Annotated in this window: 13 protein-coding genes; 7 read left to right on the top strand and 6 right to left on the bottom strand. The window is 29.6% G+C overall.

The features are described from left to right. Positions 1-906 carry a hypothetical protein gene (locus BTO16_RS08380; protein ID WP_105021138.1) on the top strand — a complete coding sequence of 302 codons (906 nt, stop codon included), beginning with the start codon at positions 1-3 and terminating at the stop codon, positions 904-906. Here BTO16_RS08380 and BTO16_RS08375 read toward each other — a convergent pair. From BTO16_RS08375 to BTO16_RS08360, 4 genes are read right to left on the bottom strand one after another with little or no spacing between them, the layout of a single operon-like run. Continuing rightward, positions 896-1,507 (bottom strand): DapH/DapD/GlmU-related protein, encoded by a 612-nt coding sequence (locus tag BTO16_RS08375; protein ID WP_105021137.1) that lies wholly within the window; start codon positions 1,505-1,507, stop codon positions 896-898. The genes BTO16_RS08380 and BTO16_RS08375 overlap by 11 nt on opposite strands. Continuing rightward, positions 1,508-3,100: an asparagine synthetase B family protein gene (locus tag BTO16_RS08370; protein ID WP_105021136.1), complete on the bottom strand. Its 1,593-nt coding sequence runs from the start codon at positions 3,098-3,100 to the stop codon at positions 1,508-1,510. It abuts the gene before it with no gap. Further along, the gene (locus BTO16_RS08365) at positions 3,100-4,209 is read right to left on the bottom strand and encodes a CapA family protein (protein ID WP_105021135.1); all 1,110 of its coding nucleotides are present in this window, start codon (positions 4,207-4,209) and stop codon (positions 3,100-3,102) included. Before BTO16_RS08365 ends, BTO16_RS08370 begins: the two co-directional genes overlap by 1 nt. Before the next feature lie 3 nt (positions 4,210-4,212). Then, positions 4,213-5,499, bottom strand: coding sequence for a lipopolysaccharide biosynthesis protein (locus BTO16_RS08360; protein WP_105021134.1), 1,287 nt, complete (start codon positions 5,497-5,499; stop codon positions 4,213-4,215). A 610-nt stretch (positions 5,500-6,109) separates the two neighbouring features. Between BTO16_RS08360 and BTO16_RS08355 the strand changes: the two genes are divergently transcribed. Both BTO16_RS08355 and BTO16_RS08350 read left to right on the top strand, forming a co-directional pair. Continuing rightward, positions 6,110-9,064, top strand: a complete 2,955-nt coding sequence (locus BTO16_RS08355) for a SusC/RagA family TonB-linked outer membrane protein (protein ID WP_105021133.1) — start codon at positions 6,110-6,112, stop codon at positions 9,062-9,064. A gap of 17 nt (positions 9,065-9,081) precedes the next feature. Then, positions 9,082-10,725: a RagB/SusD family nutrient uptake outer membrane protein gene (locus BTO16_RS08350; RefSeq protein WP_105021132.1), complete on the top strand. Its 1,644-nt coding sequence runs from the start codon at positions 9,082-9,084 to the stop codon at positions 10,723-10,725. Between the two features lie 941 nt (positions 10,726-11,666). On the opposite strand, the gene BTO16_RS08340 is transcribed toward BTO16_RS08350, so the two are convergent. Next, positions 11,667-13,805 (bottom strand): alginate lyase family protein, encoded by a 2,139-nt coding sequence (locus BTO16_RS08340; protein ID WP_262503050.1) that lies wholly within the window; start codon positions 13,803-13,805, stop codon positions 11,667-11,669. Between the two features lie 399 nt (positions 13,806-14,204). Between BTO16_RS08340 and BTO16_RS08335 the strand changes: the two genes are divergently transcribed. From BTO16_RS08335 to BTO16_RS08320, 4 genes are read left to right on the top strand one after another with little or no spacing between them, the layout of a single operon-like run. Further along, complete coding sequence (locus BTO16_RS08335) at positions 14,205-14,891, top strand: YjjG family noncanonical pyrimidine nucleotidase (RefSeq protein WP_211298212.1); 687 nt, start codon at positions 14,205-14,207, stop codon at positions 14,889-14,891. Between the two features lie 33 nt (positions 14,892-14,924). Then, the gene (locus BTO16_RS08330) at positions 14,925-15,470 is read left to right on the top strand and encodes a hypothetical protein (RefSeq protein WP_105021129.1); all 546 of its coding nucleotides are present in this window, start codon (positions 14,925-14,927) and stop codon (positions 15,468-15,470) included. Position 15,471: 1 nt separating this feature from the next. Further along, positions 15,472-16,842, top strand: coding sequence for a DUF5723 family protein (locus tag BTO16_RS08325; protein WP_105021128.1), 1,371 nt, complete (start codon positions 15,472-15,474; stop codon positions 16,840-16,842). 1 nt (position 16,843) lies between these two features. Beyond that, positions 16,844-17,635, top strand: coding sequence for a hypothetical protein (locus BTO16_RS08320; RefSeq protein WP_105021127.1), 792 nt, complete (start codon positions 16,844-16,846; stop codon positions 17,633-17,635). On the opposite strand, the gene BTO16_RS08315 is transcribed toward BTO16_RS08320, so the two are convergent. Further along, positions 17,632-18,903 carry a replication-associated recombination protein A gene (locus tag BTO16_RS08315; protein ID WP_105021126.1) on the bottom strand — a complete coding sequence of 424 codons (1,272 nt, stop codon included), beginning with the start codon at positions 18,901-18,903 and terminating at the stop codon, positions 17,632-17,634. The two genes, BTO16_RS08320 and BTO16_RS08315, sit on opposite strands and share 4 nt — an antisense overlap. Between the last annotated feature and the right edge of the window lie 20 nt (positions 18,904-18,923).

Below are 18,923 nucleotides of genomic sequence, written 5' to 3'. Positions count from 1 at the left end.
ATGATAACTTATATAAGAAGAAAAGAACTAGATGTTACTAAGTACGATGCTTGTATAGAAAGTGCCGTTCAATCTCGAATTTATGCATTTTCTTGGTATTTAGATATTGTTGCAGATAATTGGGATGTTTTAGTTTTAGATGATTATAAAGCGGTTATGCCAATTACTTGGCGAAAAAAAATGGGCATTAAATATGTATATCCGCCGTTTTGGTTATTAGAATTGGGTGTTTTTTCTTTGGATGAAAATAAGGAGATACAACCATTTTTAGAGATTTTATACAGCAAGTTTAAATTTGCAGAACTTAGATTAAACACTGAAAATAAGTTTTTAAAATCGGAAAATTTAATTGACAAACAGTTTCAATATTTGGATTTAAAAATTGGCTATGAACCGATTTTAAAAGGATATAATAGAAATAGGAAAAGAGAAATTGTTAAAGCAAACAAACATCATTTAGTTGAAAATTGGACTGATAATCCAGAAAAGCTAATCACAATTTTTAAGGTAAATATTGCAGAACGAGTAAAAGGTATTTCAGAGAATGACTATAGTAATCTACTAAATCTAATGAATTTTGCTATAGAAAAAGGAGTAGGAGAGTTGTTAACTATTTATGATGCAAATAATAAGTTGTTGGCAGCAGCTTTTTTTCTGAAACATAAAAAGAGGGTTACGCAATTAGTTTGTGCATCCGATATTTCGAATAGAAAAAATGGGGTTCATACTTTTTTTAATGATCGCGCTATTTTTAAATACCAACCAGACTTTAATGAGTATAATTTTGGAGGTTCATCCATGGAAAATATTGCTAATTATTATTTAAGTTTTGGCTCAAAAACTGAAGGATATCAGCAAGTGAAATACAATAATTTACCTTTTTTTATAAAGTTATTTAAGAAGTAGTAGATAGAAAAACGTCAAACTCTTTTGGTGTTTTTTTATTAAAAACAATTTTAGATAAATCTTCAGAATACCGTTCTTTTTGTTTTACAACTTTACAGGGGTTTCCAACAGCCACAGAATTGCTAGGAATGTCTTTATTAACTAAAGAATTTGCGCCTATGATAACATTATTACCAATAGAAACTTCTGGTAAAACGGTAGTATTTGCACCAATCCAAACATTATTGCCAATTATAATAGGTTTCCCGTTAGAATGTTCCCTTAAATTATTACTTTTATGATTAGATGAAATAATTGAAACTCCGGGTCCGAGTTCAATATTTGAGCCAAAAATAATTCCGTTATTCGCTTGGATGTAATTGTTTAGGTTGTCTCCAGGATCACATAAAACACCTTTTTTAATTTTCTCTGGTGATAAAACTTTAGATGTAAAATGAACTGGCCATTTTACTTTTGGGTTTAATCTAAATAACTTTTGTGGAATTAAATAATGAAGAAATAAAATATAATAGCGTTGATATCCATATTTTGGTCTGTAATATTTTGGGTACAACCAGTTTATAATCCATCCAAAAAAGAAAAAATCTATTTTTTTAAACATCTACTTTAGTTCGTTTTTAGAATAATATAAATACCATTGTACAACTACTTCATTGTAATTTTTAGATAGTTTAGAAACGGTTAAGCCTTTTGATTTTATTAATTTAATCATTTCATCTGTTAAGGGCTTGTAATTTACCCAATCATTTTTTAGTAAAAATTTCTGTTTGATAAAAGTAGGTAAAAATGGTTTTAACTTTTCTTTTATTTTTTGAGTTTGTATCCCCTTTTCTGATGGTTGCAATTCACTTTCAAAATGAATGTTGTATGGTTTAAAATATTCATTAATTAAAACGTCATTAAAAAACGTTTTCATTAACTTTTGTTTAACTGGTAGTTGTTTAAAGAAGTTTAACAATTCCTTATCCCAAAAAGGAAATCGATGTTCAAACCCAAAATAAGTATAAAAATTTGCAGAATTAAAGATATATTTTGCAATTTTTTCTTTGATATCATAATCTTCAAAAACCGATGAAGGAATTTTCTCTAAATAGTTTTGGTCAAAATTTTGTAATCTTTTTTCAATCTCGTGTTTTAAAGTTTTCTTTTTTGATGTTGATAAAGAATAATTTGAAAGTTTTTGTTCAATAATTAAATCAGCAATTTGAGAATGTTTTAAGTTCTCTGGAATTACTTTTAAAAACTGACTTCCTCCTAACAAATCTCCTGCATAACCAGGAATAAAAATAGCATCTTCAGGAATCAAACTCTTTTCCTTTAAATAGTTAACCGCAAAATACTCCTGTAAATTTGGCATGGAAGAAAGTTTCCCTGCAAAATGCGCATATTCTTTAAATTCTGCTGTTTCTAAATATCCGTCAATTAATTGAGTATTGTATTCAATAAAAATCCATTTAAAATTTAATTGTTCTGCTGTTTTTTTAGAATTTTCGATTTCAAAACTGTCTTTTCTGCCGTATGTATAACACAGCACATTTTTGTAGTTGAATTTTTTTAAAAGTACAGCAATTAATCTCGAATCGAAACCACCACTTAAAGGAACTACAACGGTTCTGTTTTTTAACGATTTTAGAAACCTTTTAAAGGCATTTTCAAAAGCAGTTGTTGCGTTATTTTTTAAAGTTTGATTCGCATCAGAACTTTCTTTTTGTATTGCATACGAATAGAAAAAATCACTTTCAATTAGTTGGTCATTTTTTATGATAATATATTCGCTTGCCTGCACTTGAAAAACATCTTTTAACAATGTTTTTTTTCCGTGTGTATGATTTGATGCTTTTAATTCAATTTCTGCAAGCGCATCAAAATCATCAATATTAAATGTGTTTTTTAGGTAAAGAATGTCATCACTTATAAAAACTTTATGGTCTTGAAAAGTATAAAAAACAGGAAAAGATCTTGTTATATCAGAAGCAATGTAAACTGTTTTTTTATCAGAAAAAAGTATTGTGAAAACGCCATTTATTTTATATAAAAATTCTTTAAAATCTGACTTGTTTTTTATGATTATTAGATAATTTAAAGCATTTTCTCTTTCGTAAAATTCATCATCAATAAAGAAATAACCTTTTAAAATAAAGGAATCATTTTTAAACCATTCAAAGCCTTTGTTATGTTTTAACGTAATATTCATTAAAGAAACTTCTTTTTTATTTTATAAACAATTGCATGCATGTATAAAGAAAGCTGGTATTTATCTTTTAAAATCGAGTATGTTTTAACATAAAATTTATTCGATAGTAAGATACCTAAAAAGGATTTGTTTTGTAAAGAGTTTTTATCTGTATGAGATTTAATTAGCTTCTTGTTTTCTTTTCTAAATAAGACTCTAAAAGCTTCTTCTTGCCATTTTTTAGTGTAATTTGAAAAATTAGATAAGTCATTTATTTTCTTTTCAAATTCATGAATATTAGTGGAAGAAATTTGGCCTTCTTTAATTGCATACGGAACAAAATTAAATGAGAAGTCATTTTTTGTAAAATGTAACTTTAATAAAGCGCTATTATCGGTTTCTTTATAAGGTTTATGATTAGGGATGTCGAAAATAAAGTTTCCTAACGAATAGAAAATGTATGTATTTTTGTGTTTTTCGAAACCTTGCAGCGTGTGAGAATGATGCGCAATAACACAACTAACGGCTTCTAATTCAGAAATTTTTTTCAGAAATCTTCTTTTAACTGGAGAAGGAAAAAGACTAAATTCTTCACCGCCATGAAAATTTACGATGATAAAGTCAACCCTGTCTTTATAGTTTTTTATTTGTAGTTTTAGTAAAGAGAAATCATCCGAGTTAAAAATTTGTGCATTTTTTATTTTAGTTGGTTTGCATTTTGCAATACCAAACAATGCAATTGAAATGTCATTTTTATTTAAAATTAAAGGAGTGAGTGATTTTTCTTTTGATAAATCTGCCCCAAAACAAACACACTTTTCTTCCTTAATTTTAGATAATGTATTTTCTAAACCAACTTCACCATAATCTAGTATATGATTGTTTGCTAGATTAAATATGGTAATGTTTCTTTTATTTAAATAATTTATGCTGTTTACAGGACTTTTAAGTGGTGTACTTTTGTTGAAAATCTTTTTAGAATCTGTTGTTGAACCTTCTAAATTACCAACAACAAAATCAGAATTATTTAAATTAGTTAAAAATTCATCAGAAAAAATTTCTGAATCTAATTTAACTTTTTCTATAAAAGAACCTGTTATACTTATGTCTCCGGTAAATGTTACAGTCATAAATTAGTTATATATGGTGCTATTTTTGTTTTCAGTTTTAGTTATTTTAAAGAAATAAAAGAGAATAAAAATATTAAAAAGAACACCAATTGCCGAAAACATGATTAGTGATATTAATATATCATTATAATAATGGTAACCAAAATAGAGTGCTAAAAAACGAAATGTTAAAAGTAAGATGTCATAAAATAGAATTACTTTTTGTTTGTTTAAAATTACAATTAATGAAGATATTGGCGAACTTAAAAACATAATAAATAACCACGGAATTAATATTCTTAAATAGGTACCAACATAAGTCCATTCTTCACCAAAAATTATATCTAAAAAATAAGAAATAATAGTTAATGGAATAAAAATTAAAAATGAAATTCTTAATAAGTTTTTAAAGGTTTTTTTTACAGTTTTGTATAATTTTTCTTCTTTATTATACACTTCTGTTGCTTTGTTAAAGAATACTTGGCTTATAGAATCTTGCACAATACCACTAGGTGCTCTACCAATTTTAATTGCTAAACCATAAATACCTGCGGATGAAAGCCCAAAATATTTGGTAATCATTAGAACAGGAATTTCATTAGAAAGTGTGTTGAGAAAATTAATAAGAGTATTAAACAAAGGAATGTCCTTGTATTTTTTTGCTAAAAAAAGCATTTTAGAAAAAGAAATTTTGTTCTTTAATTTAGATATTGATTTACTTGAATTTTTAAAGAGAAATAAAAGTTGAGATATTTGTCCTAAAATCATTCCAGGAACTAATCCTAAATTATTTAGACTACTATAGCCTATTGCAATTTGACTAGCACTCATTACGGTAGATTTTGTAATAGTACCATTTGCGATATTTTTAAACTTTTTAGATCTATTGTTCCAATAATTTAATGATGTTATACATCCAAAAAGGAAAGTGCTAAAAGGTATAAAATAGATGAGGTATGACAGTTTTTCTATTTCAAAAAATGATAAAATAGGTGTTTTAAAGATTAGTATTGTTACCAATAATAGTATACTTAGAATAAGAATAGCGATTATTGACATTACAAAAATGTTAATAGCTTCCTCATCTTTTTTTGGTAAAATTATTGCTAGTTCAAGTTGTAAAGTAATAATTGGTTTTAAAACTAAAACAGATGAAGTAAACAGCATGTAAACCCCAAAAAGTTCTGTAGAGAAAAGTCGTGTTAGTAGTAAAATTGATCCGTAAATAACAACTTGACTTAGAGCAGAACCTGTTATTAATGTTAAAACATTTTTAACAAACTCTTTTTTTAAAAAAGAAAATAGTTGCATATCACTAGCTTAATTACTTTTTTCAAATATAATGGAAATGAAGCAGATATAGCATGTCTTTTTCTATTTAGATCTTACTTTATGGGATTTTGAAAAAAACGCTGATTTAGTATTTAAAAAGGTTTTTGATAAACAAAATAGTACCATCGATTTAAACAGCTTTCTAGAAATTTACAGACCTTTTAATTTGTTCACTATTGTACCAATGTTTTGCTGTAGACGATACTTAATATATGCGAGAATATAATTATTTGATACTACTCCTTTTAAGATAACAATATCTTAAAAATCACAAATCTCTATCAATAGTTTTCCACAACGCTTTTAAACATCTCCTTTTAGAACTGTAAATCTATATTTTGTGCTCCAAACAATATGAATTGTCAGTTTAGAAACTAAATGCCAATCTGTTCGTTGTTCATTCATGAATTAAAGGTGGGTTTTTAGAAGCTAAAGCGAAATGCATTAAAACGCATATTTTCAACTATTTACGAGGAAAAGTAAACTTATTAAAACGAAAACCACCTTCTTTTAGGACTTTACTACTCAATTAATAATGTAGTTTTGTACAATAATTTAATAAATATTTAACATAATTACTTAACATGATATGAAACAAAAATCGAGACACAGAAAATCCTTTCAAAGTCAAAACTTTAGTTTATTAGTATTAGTATTGATATTTTTTGGCTTTACCGGAGGAGATTTAATTGCACAGCAGATTACAGGTACTGTTGTAGACGCTTCAAGTACGCCCATACCGGGAGTTAATGTTGTGCAAAAAGGAACTTCAAACGGTACAATGACCGATTTTAATGGTAAATATTCATTAAATATGAAGAGTGGAAAAAAAATATTAGTTTTTTCATCTTTAGGTTTTAAAAAAAGAGAAGCACCAATTGGTTCTAAAACTTCAATAAATATTACCCTTGAAGAATCTAGTGAAACTCTAGATGAAATTGTTATTGTAGGGTATGGTACACAAAAGAAAAGTGATTTAACAGGTGCTGTAGCTTCATTAGATAAAAGTAGATTAGAAAAAGTGCCAAACTCTAATTTTGCACAAGCTTTACAAGGTGCTATTGCAGGTGTTTCTGTTGTGAACACTGGTGGCTCTGCAGAAGGTAACGAAGTCGGTATTATAATAAGAGGTAGAAATTCTATACGAGCTGGTAATGGACCCTTAATCGTATTAGATGGTATTATTTATAACGGAAGCATTTCGGATATAAATCCTACCGATATTGGCTCTTTGGAAGTGTTAAAAGACGCATCTTCTGCGGCTATTTATGGAACACGTGGTGCTAATGGGGTTATTTTAGTTACATCTAAAAAAGGAGTAAAAGGTAAAACTAAAATACGTTATGATGGTTTTACAGGAGTAGACAGGGCTTTTAATTTGCCTGACATGTTAACTCCAGAGGAATTTTATAATTTTAAGCTTACAAGAACTCCAGATGCTATCTCACAAACAGAGGAAGATAATTTTTTAAATGGTACAGGAACAAATTGGTTAGACGAAGCCTTAACTACTGGTTTTAGACAACAACACACATTATCTGTATCTGGTGCCACAGATGATACTAATTTTTATGTTTCTGGTAGTTATTTAGATGTCAAAGGAGTTGCACTTAACGATACCTACTCGAGGGCATCTTTAAGAATTAACGTTACTAACAATATTAAAGATTGGCTTACTTTTTCTACAAATTCTCAATTAACTTATGGAGATAGAAGCGGTATACCTGCAACTTGGAGCGGTAATAGAGGTGCATATAGTGCAAATCCATTAACCAATGTAAGAGACGAAAATGGAGATTTAACGATACTTCCTTGGCCAGAAGAAAATTTCTTTACAAATCCTCTAGAGGGTTTACTAGCTCAAAACCAAGATGAGTCCTACAAACTGTTTACCAATAATTTTATTGAGATAAAAGCACCTTTTGCTAAAGGATTATCTTTTAAACTTAATACAGGTTTTACCTACACTGCTAGAAATATAGCTACCTATTACGGAATAAATACAGGAACAGGAAGTGCTGTATCAGGTCGTGCAAACACGGCAGAGAATCTTGAGAAAAATACGTTAATAGAAAATATTTTAAATTATGAGAGATCATTTGGTAAACATAAAATTTTTGCTACTGGTCTGTATAGTTATCAACGTGATATATCAGAAAATAATAGATTGCAATCCGTAGGTTTTCCAAGTGATGTTTTAACTTGGTACCAGTCAGATGTTGCAAATTTGGTAACACCTAGCAGATCCTTTTCTGAAAGGGTAGTTTTATCTTACATGTTAAGATTAAATTACACCTTTGACAGAAAGTATGCATTAACATTAACAGGAAGAAGGGATGGTTATTCTGGGTTTGGAGAGAGCAAGAAATTTGGTGATTTTCCTTCTGTAGGTTTTGCCTGGAACGCAGACAATGAGTCTTTTTTAGAAGATTCAGAATTTATTAACACCTTAAAATTAAGATTGTCTTACGGTATTAATGGTAATGATGCAATTAGTGGTTACGAAAGATTTGCTAGATATACTGAATTTTCTTACCTCAATGGTGGTTCGCAGGCAGCAGGTTACATACCACAAACACTAGGTTTAAATGATCTAGGTTGGGAAACTACAACATCTTTTAATGCAGGAATTGATTATGGATTTTTAAATAATAGAATTACAGGGTCTATTAATGGTTATAAATCTAAAACAACAGACCTTTTATTGTTAAGAAGAATTTCACCAATAAACGGGGAAACCTCTATAATCAACAATATAGGATCAGTTGAGAACCAAGGTTTAGAATTTGATATTAATGCAACAGTATTAAATAAAAATGATTTTAAGTGGGATATCGCAGCAAACTTTTCTTACAACGAGAATAAGATTGTCGATTTGTATGGAGACGGAGAAGATGATGTGTTGAATCAATGGTTTATTGGTCAGCCAATTCGTGTTAATTTTGCCTACCAATATGATGGTGTTTATCAATTGGGTGACGACGTTGCCAATGCACCAATACCAAACACAATGCCAGGACATGCAAGAGTTGTAGACCAGAATGAAGATGGTGCTATTGATGCAGACGATAGAGTACTATTAGGTCAAAATGATCCTAAATACTTTGGTGGCTTAAACATGACCTTTGCCTATAAAAATGTAACTTTAAGTATTGTTTCACAAGGTTCTTTTGGTGCTACTAAAATAAATAGCCTTTTAGCTGATAGTGTTTTTGCAGAAACTCAATTAAACACAGCAAACAAAAATTGGTGGACTCCAGATAATCCAACCAATGACTTTTATGCAAATGATATAGATGCAAATCCAAGAGGTGTTCGTATTTACGAAAGCGCTGATTACTGGAGGATTAGAGATGTTACCTTATCATACAGTTTACCAAATAATGTAGCAGATGCTATTGGTTTAAGTAACTTAAATGTTTATTTTACTGGACGTAATTTAGCAACTTTTACCAAGTTTGGTGGCTTAGATCCAGAATTTAGCAGTGATACAGACATACCGCTACAAAGAACTTTTACTTTAGGTTTAAACTTAAGTTTATAAAAATTAAAATTATTAAAATGAAAAAAATAAAAATTATAATATTTAGTTGTAGTATTTTTTTACTTCTAATTAGTTGTTCAGAAGATGTTTTAGATGTAACACCAAGACATTTTATTGGTCCTGATAACTTATTTGTAGACGCATCTGGTTTTGACTCAGGATTAAACGGCTTGTATGCCCTATTTAGAAGAGAAAGAGGCGGAGAAAGAAGTGGTACAGATAATAATGATCTACTAATTGATATTGCTATTTCTGGTACCGATAATGCCTATGGAAACCACCGTTCAGGATGGTGTAGAGTGGGTAATGAATACGATACAAGAAACATACCTGAAGAAGCACATAATCGTAACTTCTTCACGTACCTTTACCAAGTAGTAGGCTCTGCTAATGCAATTATTTCTAGGGCTGAAGATCCTGGTATAGATTGGACACCAACAGAAAAAAATAGAGTAATTGGCGAGGCACGCTTGTTTAGAGCTTGGGCATACAGACATTTAACTTTTACGTATGGTGATGTACCTCTTTCTCTAGTAGAATTAACAGGATCAACTGTTAGGTCTGATTGGACAAGAACTCCTGTAGCAGAAGTGAGAGCTCAAATGTTAGAAGATTTATTATTTGCAGAAGCAAACCTCCCAAAAACATCTTCAAACCCAGGAAAATTGGTGCAAGGTGTTGCTACACATTATCTAGCAGAATTATATCTAACTTTAGATGACTATCCAAATGCTATTACAAAAGCTAGCAATCTAATTAATGGGGTAAATGGAAGTTATAGTTTAATACAAAGTAGGTATGGTGTTAAATCTAGCATTCCAGGAACACCTTTTACAGACATGTTTCTTCAAGGAAATTCAAATAAAACAGAAGGTAATACAGAAGTCTTATGGGTAATGCAAATGGAGAGAGATGTAAATGGTGGTGGTGTTAACATAATGAGACGTTGGTTTAGAAATAGATCTTTTCAAGTTAGAGTGAATGGATCAAGAGGATATTTTTCATTTACAGATGATGCTGGTGGAAGAGGTATTGGTAGAGTAGGACCAACGCAATTCGCTTTAGAACTTTATGAAGAATCCGATCACAGAGGTGGACGATTTGCATGGAGAACCTACGAGGTTTTGAATAATCCTAGTAATATTCCTAACGGATTTGCATTAGGAGATACTATTTTCTTCGATTACAAAAATAAAATGGAACCTAATAACCAGGCATCATGGCCAAGTACTAGAAAGTGGGACAACGCATTTAACAACGATCCAAAAGAACCACTAAATGCTGTTGGAGAGGGTTATAATGATCAGGTGTATTTACGTTTAGCAGAAACCTATTTAGTTTTAGCAGAGGCACAATTAAAGAATAGTAATCCTGGTGGCGCAGCAACAACGATTAATTTTCTTAGAAGACGTGCTAATGCAAGTTTAATAAGTGCTGCAGACGTTACTGTTGATTTTATTTTGGACGAACGTTCAAGAGAACTTTGGTCTGAAGAACATAGAAGATATTCTTTAGCTCGTAATAACAAATTAGTAGAAAGATATAGATTGTATGCTAGACGTTATAGCTCTAGTATAGCAGATAAAGACAAATTAATGCCAATACCTCAATCCGTTATTGATGCAAATACCACACCAATGGAACAAAATCCAGGTTATTAAGCATAAATAGTTTACGAGCTAGCAGTAGTTTATATCGTTTTTTAAAAAAATCTACCTCCTTCTATACAGACTGTGAGGTAGATTTTTAGTTTATTCAATAGTAACATTAATACCAGTACTTTGTTAATAACTGTTTTTTTGTGCTACTAGCACTACTTATAAAATGAATGATGACACAGTAAATGAAACAGGTAAAAAATACAATCCTCACGTTCTTAGTAATACTTTTATTTGGTCGTTAAAATGCTAAAGAAAAACCAAAAAAAAATCAATACCTTCTAATCGATGTAAAAATAGAACAACACCACAAACACGGAGCAAAAGAGAACACATCCCAGAATATAATTTTTATTTCAGTTGATGATTTATAGGATTAGGAATAGGCACTAATGGATTAAATATTTGTCATAGAATTTAGTTAATAATCATGAATATGCGAAAGTTAGCAAAGAACATAAAAGATGTCTACTAAAATAAGATGCACTTTCCGTAATAAAAACAAAACGGCAAATAGAATAGCTCTTTAAGCAACTAAAACAGCGTTTTCCATTGAAACATTTTCTAGGAGATAATGAAAATACAGGTATATTGCGTATCAATAGTCAATCTTTTGTTTGCTGTAATTAAAAAGAAACTAGAACGTAGTTGGGCGTTTTCTAATCTAGTTAGTTTTTGTAAAATTCATCTTTTTGACTACCATAATTTAATTTTTATATAATCCAGAAAAAGACCAGATTATTGACAAAGCAGAAAGTGAATAGCTAATAGTTAACCAGTAGCTTGTTTTTAGAAAAATACAAGAATTTAAGCTAAAAAATATAATAGCCAATTAGATAAAAGATTAAATCGTTAGATTTAATCTTTTATCAGATGTTAATGACTTTTTATAGTGTTTTAAAAAAACTAAAATAGTTCAAAAATTAATTGATAGTATCGCACAATTACTTGATAACCGTCGTCTTTACTGTATCACCTTCTTTTTCTATCAATACTATTTCTCCGTGCACCATTATATCATCCAACACTTTAAAAAAGTGACTATATAAATCTGGTGATTTATAAGCAACTACCAAAGTATATTCTTTTCCGTCCAAAAATAAAGTAACTGCTTCTGCATGACTATCTGGAACTAGTACCCCTTTTTTATTATAGACAGGTATTTTTTTAAAGCGTAAGTCATTTTCATCAGAAAAGTGAATTAAAGAAATCATAGAAGTAAATCCAGTGCCATTTTTAAAAATTTCACCTCTCTTACTTTCCTCTTTTAAATTGTATTCTGATGAATACCAAGAATCTGAAAGCTTCATTTCAACTTTATCAATCGGTTGTATGATTAAGTTTTTATTCTCGTAATCGGTAGAAATTACACCATCAGTAATTTTAACTTTCTTATTGGGAAAATTAAAATACTGAGAATACTTATGACTTTCTTTTGCCGAAAAACTATCAAAAATTAACCAAACATCAGGTTTTAAGTATAGCATTCTCCTTTTCATGGTCACAGGGTCGTCAAGTCTCTCATAAGCAGTGTTTTCTGCTTCGCCATAATCAAAAGAAATAGCAGACTTTGTATAAATATCTTTAGACCAAGCTTCATAACTAGTGCCCCAAGCACCCTTTAAAATACTATTTGGTAGCTCATCTACACCCAAAGAATTGTGACTGATATTACTTTTAAAGAAATTTCTCCATTTATTATTTACGTAAGTATATCTTCCATTATCTACCAAATAATCTTTTCCATTCGCAAAAATAGTAAAGCTTAAAAGATCGTCATGTGCATGACCTGCTGCCAATTTTCTTAAATGTAATGAAGTATAAGTTGCATCTTCTTTCCATGAAGACCGCATATAAAAATCACCATTACCTTGTTGATATACAGATAAAAAATCTGGGTCTTGTGCCTTTATTTTTTGGTATTTATCATTACCCTCTTTTCCCAAAATTAAATAATTTTCTAAATCAAGTGTTTTATGTGCTCTCGATTTTATAACGCCATCCGAATACAAATAAGTAGCAAGTGAGAGAAGACCTTGCGTATTGGTATCATCACTATCTCCTAATAATGGTTGGTGATAATTAGGTTTTTGCCAAGCTACATTAGCGTAGGCCATCTCTTTTGTCTTATTTATAAGAACCTCTGTAAGTTTAATGCTATTTCTATCCGCTAAGAATTTTACATTCATTAAACTATGCATCACTTCATTGTGATACATTGGCGAATGCTCCCAGTGTGCACCACCTTCTACGATCTGTAAATCAATACATTCAGTTAATTTTTGGATGGCGTCTTGCTGCCAAGTAGCTGCCAATTTAAATTCTTTTAAAAATATAGAGACCTGAAATAATCCTTGATTTTCTAGCACACCCCAATTGCTCGTTTTTGAAAAATCACTATAATTATTGGTAATATACTCTCCATGAAGATGCAAAGAATTTAAAAATTTCTCAAGAAATTGAGGTGTTATATGTTTCGAATTTTTTATGTATTCAAATGACTTTATCCAATTTTCGCAACGCACTCCTGCTTCAATTCTTCTCCAACCAGCACTTGCATTATAAACGTCTTCTAAATTTGGTAACGGATTATTTTCAATCCAGTGTTCTATTTGCGTCACAAAAGTTTTAGCATATTTTTCTTTTCCTGTAAAAAAATAAGCCTTCGCTAAATGTGTGTAAAATTTATGTCGATTTAACATATAGGTCCATTCAGGATCACCAAACGGATTTATTGCCCAATCTATCTCTTTTCCAAATTGATAAGGAATATTGGTTTTTTCCATATCCCAATCTTCTCTAAAAACAAAATACTGATTAACAACCTGATCCGCAATCTTAATTGAATTCGCAATATCTTCTGGATATTGCTCTCTCAAATATGAAATCTCTTCCTTTGTAACCCTATTGTAAAGATCTTCTTTTTCTCTATAAAATTTAAGAAGAGCTTTTAGTGGTTTTTTATTAGTAACATAAGATGTTTTCACCTGCTTCATACTGGGTGAATCTAGATTTAAATTCTCAAATAAATTATTGCTTAAAGGTAGTTTTTTTTGACAAATGGTAAGACTAGAAATAGTCATAAAAACGAATATGAGTAGGTGTTTTTTATTTAACATTTTTTATTTTGAGGATTTATAGTTAATAGTTGAAAAAGGAACTTTTTTTTAAAAGTTCTCCTTTCGTAAAAAAAAAAAGAGCTTCAAAAGTTTTATAATTACCTGCATAATAAAAACTTTTTTTTGATGTTAAACTTTATAAATTTTAATTTATTTTTTTTACTGATTTTTAGCTGTAAGGTTTTATAAAAAGTAGTAGATATTGTCAAATATAATTAAAAGACTAAAGTTGACGCTTAAATAACAACTTGACTTAGCGCAAAACTTGTTATTAATGTTAAAACATTTTTAACAAACCCTTTTTTTAAAAAAGAAAATAGTTGCATATTACTAGCTTAAATACTGTCTTCAAATATAATGGAAATGAAACATATACAGCACGTCTTTTTCGATTTAGATCATACTTTATGGGATTTTGAAAAAAACTCTGATTTAGCATTTAAAAAGGTTTTTGATAAACAAAATATTACCATAGATTTAACCAGCTTTCTAGAAATTTACAGACCTTTAAACCATCAATATTGGAAACTGTATAGAGAAGAAAAAGTAACCAAAGAAGAATTAAGATACCAACGATTAAAAAAATCTTTTGATGCTGTAAATTTCACTATTTCAGACGATTTAATAGATGTAATTGCCATTGAATATGTAGAGTTTATGCCCGATTTTAACCATTTATTCGAGCATACTTTTGAAATTTTAGACTACTTAAAAGAGAAGTATCAATTGCATATTATTACAAACGGATTTGAAGAAATTCAAACTAAAAAAATGCAATCCTCAAATATTCTGCATTATTTTAAAGAAGTAATTACATCTGATTCTGTTGGTGTTAAAAAACCAAATCCTAAAGTTTTTAACTTTGCATTAGAGGTTGCAAATGCAAAAAATGAAAACTCCATTATGATTGGCGATAATGTTGAGGCAGATATTCAAGGTGCAATTGATGTTGGTATGCACGCAATTCATTTTAATTTTATTGGAGAAAATGTAATTGATTCTCGTTTTCCAAGCATAAAATCGCTTTTAGAATTAAAACAATATCTTTAATTAAATTTCGTTTTAAAAAATAGACAATATCATATGAAACCCCTTAATAAAATAAGCATGTTTTTATGCTTTTTAGTGCTTACTTCTTGTTATGAAAGTTTAGATCTTAACCAGTTAGATGATCATGTTTCCAAACCAGTGCTTACTTCGTCATTAACTTATTTTACGCTTGTATCCGCTCAGTTTTTTGACTCGAACGGGATACAACAAAATAGTATTTCTGATAGTACACAATTTAAAGGATTTGAAAATTCGTATATTAGAGACAACCTTGTTAAAATTGATTTTAATGCAGAAATTAAAAACGAATTTGATAGAGAAGTATCGCTTCAAGTAGATTTTTTAAATAATAGTAACAATGTTGTTTATTCTTTCACGACCATTTTAGTAGAAAAAGAGGATTTAAATTTTAAATTTTTAGAAGAAATCGAAATTGCTTCACATCCAACTATTTTAAACACAACTAAAGTAAGAATTTCTACATCCATAGAAAACACTGGCACTCAAATGAACCCTAATGATACTCGTGAGCTTGTTTTTAAATCATCAGTAACACTATTTATAGAGTCAAGTATATAAAATGAAAAGAATCTTATGTATTATACTGATTTTGTCAGCCGTTAAAATTTCTGCTCAAAACAAACAAGTTTTATATGATTTTGCAGAGTTACCGCAAACATTATTACTAAATCCTGGTGCAGAAACAAATTATAAATTTCATTTTGGTGTGCCATTAATGTCTGGGTTTTCATTAGATTTCGGATCTTCTGAATTTATTTTAACAGACTTATTTGCTTTAGATAATAGAGATATTGATGAAAAAATTTCTTCGACTATCAACTCGCTAACCACTAAAGATTTTTTAAGCTTTAATTCTCAGATCGAAATATTGAATGGTGGTTTTAGATTAGATGACAAAACATATATAAGCTCTGGTTTTTATGAAGAAATAGACGCTATAAGTTATTATCCAAAAGATCTTTTTATTTTATTAAGTGAAGGCAATAATCCACATTTAAATAAAAGTTTTAACGCATCTCAATTGCTCTATAAGTTAGATGTTTTAGGAGTTTTGCACGCAGGAGTGTCTAGGAAAATGAATGATCAATTAACTGTAGGAGGAAGGTTTAAAATTTATTCATCAGCCTTAAATATCGAGTCAACTAATAACACAGGTACTTTTACAACTGTTTTAGGCAGGGATAATATTTATAGACATTATTTAAGTAATGTTGATGTAAGTCTTAATACTTCTGGTTTAATTAAAGATGGCGAATATATAGAGGATCCAAACACGTATTTAAAAAATACTTTTTTAGGAGGTAATCTAGGGTTTGGTGTTGATTTTGGTTTAACCTATCATATAAATGAACAACTAGAATTTTCAGGAAGTATCTTAGATGTGGGTTTTATTAATCATTCAAAAAATATTAAAAATACTACAGCAAAAGGTAGTTTTGTTTTTGACGGTATCGAGTTTGAATATGATGCAGATAACCCAACAAATTATTGGGGACAAATTGATGAAAACTTTAAAGAGCAATTGCCAACAGACGAAAATGAAGAATCGTATATTTCATGGAGACCTGCAAAATTAAATGCTGCATTAAAGTACAGTTTTGGCGAAAGAAGAAGTAAAATTTGTTATGATAATACCTATAAGGATTTTTATACAGATGCAATAGGTGTGCAGCTTTATAGTATTTTTAGACCATTAAATCCGCAATTAGCACTTACTGGTTTTTATCAAAAAGCAATTACACAAAAAATACAAACAAAAGTAACGTACACTATTGATGATTTTTCTTACGCTAATATTGGAGCAGGTCTTTCTGCACAATTTGGTAAAGTTAATTTGTACGGAATGCTAGACAACATCTTAGAGTATTCTAATCTTGCAGCTGCAAATAGCGTATCTTTACAAATGGGAATCAACGTAATATTTAATTAAAATGATAAAAAAAACAATCTTTCTTTTAGTTCTTTTAATAAGTGCCTCACTTTTTAGTCAGCAGACAAATTTCGATAAATATCAATATATAATTGTAGCTGATAAATTCGATTTTTTAAAGGAAACAGATCAATACCAAACAAGTTCTTTGACTAAATTTTTATTAAAAAAGAAAGGGTTCAAGGTTTTTTTAAGCAACGAAACTCTTCCAGAAGACTTATTAGTAAATAGATGCTTAGGATTATTTGCAACCGTTATTGACGAATCTAGTTTGTTTGTTATCAAAAACAGTATACAATTAAAAGATTGTTATGGTATAACGTTATTTACTTCAGACATAGGTAAAAGCAAAGAAAAAGATTTTAAAAAAGGCTATCAAGAAGCTATTAGAATTGCCTACGATTCTATGACCGATTTTAAATATACTTACTCTGCTTCTTTGGTTGATTCTATAAAGATAGTGAAAAAAGAGGCTGTTATTATAGATAAACAGAGTAATACAATAACAACCCCAATAATTGCGGAGACTACAGATATTATAATAGAGGTAAAAGAAGAAAACACAACACCTTCTAAAACTTTGGATGTTTTATACGCCCAAAAAATAACTAATGGATTTCAGTTGGTAAATACGAAACCAGAAGTAGTTTTTTTAATTTTAAAAACGAACGTAAAAGATGTTTTTATAATTAATAATAAAAACGGAACTTTATATAAATCGGGAGAAAATTGGATTGCAGAGTTTTATGAAAATAACCTGTTAGTAACCAAAGAGTATCAAATAAAATTTTAATAATTATATTTATTTTTCCATTTATTTTTTAAGGTGTCTCTAAACTGATTTTCTCTTGCATTGTTGCCAGGTTCATATAATTTTGTGCCAGAAATTTCATCAGGTAAAAATTCTTGATCTACAAAATTATTAGGATAATCATGAGAATACTTGTAATTTTTACCATAATCTAAATCTTTCATTAATTTAGTTGGCGCATTTCTTAAATGCAACGGTATTGACAAATCACCCGTTTTTTGAACTAAACTTAAAGCATTATTAATTGCTAGGTAAGAAGCATTACTTTTAGGTGAATTTGCTAAATATACAGCACACTGACTTAATATAATTCTAGATTCAGGATTGCCAATTACCGAAACTGCTTGAAACGTATTATTTGCTAAAATTAAAGCTGTAGGATTTGCGTTACCAATATCTTCGGATGCAGAAATTAATAATCTTCGTGCAATAAATTTAACGTCTTCGCCACCTTCAATCATTCTTGCCAACCAATAAACAGCACCATTTGGGTCGCTTCCCCGTATAGATTTTATAAAAGCAGAAATAATATCATAATGTTGCTCACCGGTTTTATCATATCTCGCCGTATTTTTTTGTACTTTTTCTAAAACAAGCTTATTTGTAATTTCTATTTCATCATCCGCAGAAACCAATAACTCAAAAATATTTAAAAGTTTTCGAGCATCGCCGCCAGAAACTTGTAACAAGGCATCTGTTTCTTTTAGAGTAATTTTTTTAGTTGATAAAAAGGCATCTTTTTCTATTGCTCTATGCAGTAATGCAATTAGATCTTCTTTATCAAAAGAGTTTAAAATATAAACTTGGCAGCGAGAGAGTAGGGCAGGAATCACCTCGAAACTCGGGTTTTCTGTGGTTGCACCAATTAAAGTAACCCAACCTTTTTCTACAGCACCTAGTAAAGAATCTTGTTGCGATTTACTAAATCTATGAATTTCATCAATAAATAAAATAGGATTTTTTGTGGTAAATAATCCGCCACTTTTCTTCGCTTTTTCTATCACTTCTCGCACATCTTTTACGCCAGAACTTATAGCGCTTAATGTGTAAAAAGGTCTTTTAGATTCAGTAGCGATAATAGTAGCAAGTGTTGTTTTTCCGATTCCAGGAGGACCCCAAAGAATTAAAGACGGAATAATTCCTTGTTTTATTAATTTTGTTAAAACGCCATTTTGGCCAACTAAATGTTGCTGACTAATATAATCTTCAAGTGTTTTAGGTCTAATTCTTTCTGCCAAAGGTTCATTCATTCTGTAAAAATAACAAAGAT

Origin of the sequence: Polaribacter glomeratus (assembly GCF_002954665.1) — a bacterium.
Classification (GTDB): domain Bacteria; phylum Bacteroidota; class Bacteroidia; order Flavobacteriales; family Flavobacteriaceae; genus Polaribacter; species Polaribacter glomeratus.
Note: the sequence above shows the minus strand (reverse complement) of the source record. Positions and strands in the feature narration are given on the sequence as shown.